The following is a 3334-nucleotide window of genomic DNA, read 5'->3' as shown; positions in this document are numbered from 1 at the left end:
GCCCCAGGAGGGCATGCTCCTCCCGGGCGGTGACCTTGGTGCCGGCCGCGTCGACGACCGCCCACCGGCGGTCGCCCCGCAGCCCTCGCGCCTCCACGACCGCCGCGTCGACGCTCACCCCGCCGAGCGACTTGACGGGGTACGCCGTCAGCGACGTGACGTGAACGTGCTCAGTCGGTGCCACGCCGGGTCACTGGGCCAACCACGCGGCATACGCGTCGAAGGTGTAGGGCCGGCCGAGGAAGTCCTCGACGAGGTCTGCGGCGTCGCGGCGGCCGCCCTGCGCCAGCACCTTGTCCCGGTAGGCACCGGCGACCTCGGGGTCGAAGAGGTCACCACGGTCGAAGGCCGAGAACATGTCCTTGGCGATGACGAGCGACCACATGTAGGTGTAGTAGGCCGAGCTGTAGCCGTCGAGGTGCCCGAAGTGGCACTGCATGTGCGTGCCCGACAGGTACGGGAAGACGGAGTAGCGGTCCATGAGCTCGCGCAGGCGGACCGTGAGGTCGTCGCTCTCCTGCACGTGGAAGTCGTAGGACAGCGCGGCATAGAACATCTGCGTGCGGGCGTCAAAGCCCTTGCCGAAGTCGTCGGCCCGGCGCATCGCCTCGACGAGCTCGGCGGGGATGACCTCGCCGTCGCCGTTGCGGGCGAAGGTGGCGAGGACGTCGGCGTCCCAGGCCCACTCCTCGAGCATCTGGCTCGGCGCCTCGACGAAGTCCCACTCGGTCGCGACCCCCGAGAACCGGACCCACTGGGTGCGGCCGGCCAGGACGTGGTGCACGAGGTGCCCGAACTCGTGGAAGAGCGTGACGACCTCGTCGTGCTCCAGCAGGCCGCGGTTGAAGTTGCACACGAGCACGCCCTCCGCGAGCTGCGTGCCGGCGACGCCACGCACGAGGTCGAACTGGGCCGCGTGCTTGTACTTGCCCTCGCGCGGGTGCAGGTCGAGGTGGATGCGGCCGATGCGCTCGCCCGAGAACGACACGTCGTAGGTCGCGACCTCGTCGTGCCACGTGCGGGCGTCCTCGCGCGGGACCGGCGACCACTCCAGCCCGAAGAGACGCCCCGTGACGTCGAGCAGGCCCTGGCGGACCGACTCGAACGGGAAGTACGTCCGGACCTGCTGGGCGTCGACGGCCAGCTGCTCCTTGCGGACGAGCTCGGCGTAGTAGGAGACGTCGGCGCCGTCGATGTCGGTGGCCTCGGGACGGTCCTGGCGCAACCGTTCGAGCAGCACGGCCTTGTCGCGCTCGGCGCTCGCCGTCGACAGCTCGGTGATGCGGTCGATGAACTCGCCGATGGCCTTGCCGTTGCCGATCATCTTCACCTCGGCGTCGTAGTCCGCCCACGACTCGTAGCCGAGCAGCGCGGCGTGCTCGCGACGGACGGCGAAGATCTCCTGGAGGACGCTGTCGTTGGCCGGCCAGGCGATGGTGAGGAACTCGGTGACGAGGTCGCGACGTGCCTGCGCGTCCCGGGCGAAGGTGCGGAACGGCACGACGTCGGGGTAGTCGGTCGTCACCGTGACGAGCCCCTCGTCGTCGACGGGGTGGGCGTCGACCCAGTCCTGCGGCAGGCCGTCGAGCCGCTCGGGGCTGAGCCGGATGCTCCGGACGTTCTCGCGGATGTTCTTGCTGAACTCCTGGCTCAGCAGGATGGCCCGCTCGCTCAGCTGGCGCAGCCGGTCACGCGTCGCCTCGTCGCGGTCGACCCCCGAGCGGCGGAAGTCGCGCAGGGTGCGCTCCAGCACGCGTGCCGCGTCGGCGTCGAGGCCGCTCGCGTCGAGGCCGGCGAGGACGGCATACAGCCCGGTGTCGAGGCCGAGGTCGGTGTCGAGCTTCTGCACCTGCTGGGCCACGGCCTCCGCCCGCTCGCGGACGGCCGCGTCGGGGTGCACCTCGGAGAAGAGCGAACCCACCGAGGCAGCGTTCGACAGGGCCGTCTGCGCGTCGTTCCAGACCCGCAGGACCTCGAGCGGCTCCCGGGGCGGGTCGCTGCGCAGGCCCTCGACGAGGGACCGCGCCAGCGCGAGCTGCTGCTCGCCGCGGGCGCCGACCCAGTCGAGCCAGTCGCTCTCGAGGGGCAGGGGCAGGTGGGTGGGCTCGGTCGTCACAGACGGCACTGTATGCCGACTCACGGGGGCTCAGGGCCGCAAGCGGCCTTGCGCCCCCGTGCCCCCGGAGAAGGCGCCTAGTCCCAGAGCTGCAACGAACGGGTCATGATCCCGGCGAGGTCGTCGGGTCCGACCTCGCGCGGGCTCGTCGCGAGCAGCCGCTGCTGCTTGAGCGACCCCTCGACGAGGTCGCCGACGTCGTGCTCGTCGTAGCCGACGGCGTGCAGGCCGTTGGGCAGGCCGATGTCGCGCATCAGGTCGACGAGGACGCCGGGCAGCACGTCGCGCGGGTCGGAGTCCCAGCGGTCCCCGTGGCCGGGGTCGAGCAGGCGGGCAGCGGCCAGATGGCGCCCGGGATCGGACTCGAACGTCCACCGGAACGCCTCGGGTGCGGTCAGGGCCACGGCCATACCGTGCGGCACCATCGGCTCGTCCCGGGGGTAGCCGTCCGGATGGAAGTCGCGAACGCGGCCGGCAATGGGGTACGCGTTGGCGTGCGGCACGTGGACGCCGGCGTTGCCGAACCCGAGCCCTGCGAACGTCGCCGCGAGCGCCATGTCCCCGCGGGCGGCCTCGTCGGCGCCGTCCCGAACGGCGGTGCGGAAGGCCTTGGCCAGCAGGGACATCGAGCGCTCGGACCACATGTCCGCGATCGGGTTGCTGCCGCAGTACGGCACGCGCTCGCCCGGCTCCTTGCGCTCGTAGCTCGTGAACGGGCGCGCCGTCCAGCTCTCGAGGGCATGGCACAGGATGTCCATCCCGGCACTTGCCGTGACACCCGCGGGCTGGGTCGCGGTCAGGCGGGGGTCGACGACGGCCAGGCTCGGACGCAGCCGGACGTGACTGATGCCCGTCTTGACCTTGAGCGCGAGGACGTCGAGCACGCAGATGGTGGTGCTCTCGGCGCCGGTGCCCGTCGTCGTCGGCACCGCGACGAGGGGCGCGAGCGGGTGCTTCGGGGCCCGACCAGCCCCCACCGGCGCGTTGACGTAGTCCATGAGGTCTCCCCCGTCGCTGAGCAGCAGGTCGACCGCCTTCGCCGTGTCGATGGCCGAACCGCCACCGACGGCCACGTAGCCGTCGAAGGGTCCGTCGGCGCGGGCCCGGTCGACCGCGGCGACCAGGCTGGCGTCCGTCGGCTCGACGTGCGCCGAGTCGTGGACGACGGCCTCGATGCCGAACCCGCGGATGCCTTCGGCCACTCGTTCGGGCCATCCC

Annotated in this window: 3 protein-coding genes; all 3 read right to left on the bottom strand. The window is 71.8% G+C overall.

What is annotated here, in order from left to right; translation table 11 throughout:
- On the bottom strand, positions 1-184 hold a 184-nt coding region (locus AC1DP0_RS19920), incomplete at its 3' end, for an MOSC N-terminal beta barrel domain-containing protein (protein ID WP_478087941.1).
- A gap of 6 nt (positions 185-190) precedes the next feature.
- Complete coding sequence (locus AC1DP0_RS19915) at positions 191-2116, bottom strand: M3 family metallopeptidase (RefSeq protein ID WP_478087938.1); 1926 nt, start codon at positions 2114-2116, stop codon at positions 191-193.
- Between the two features lie 77 nt (positions 2117-2193).
- Positions 2194-3334: hydroxyacid-oxoacid transhydrogenase (locus AC1DP0_RS19910; RefSeq protein WP_478087936.1), on the bottom strand; the 1141-nt coding region annotated here is incomplete at its 5' end.

Source organism: Terrabacter sp. P5_B1, from assembly GCF_056400505.1.
The sequence above is the reverse complement of the archived record's forward strand: the minus strand, read 5'-3'. Positions and strand labels throughout refer to the sequence as shown.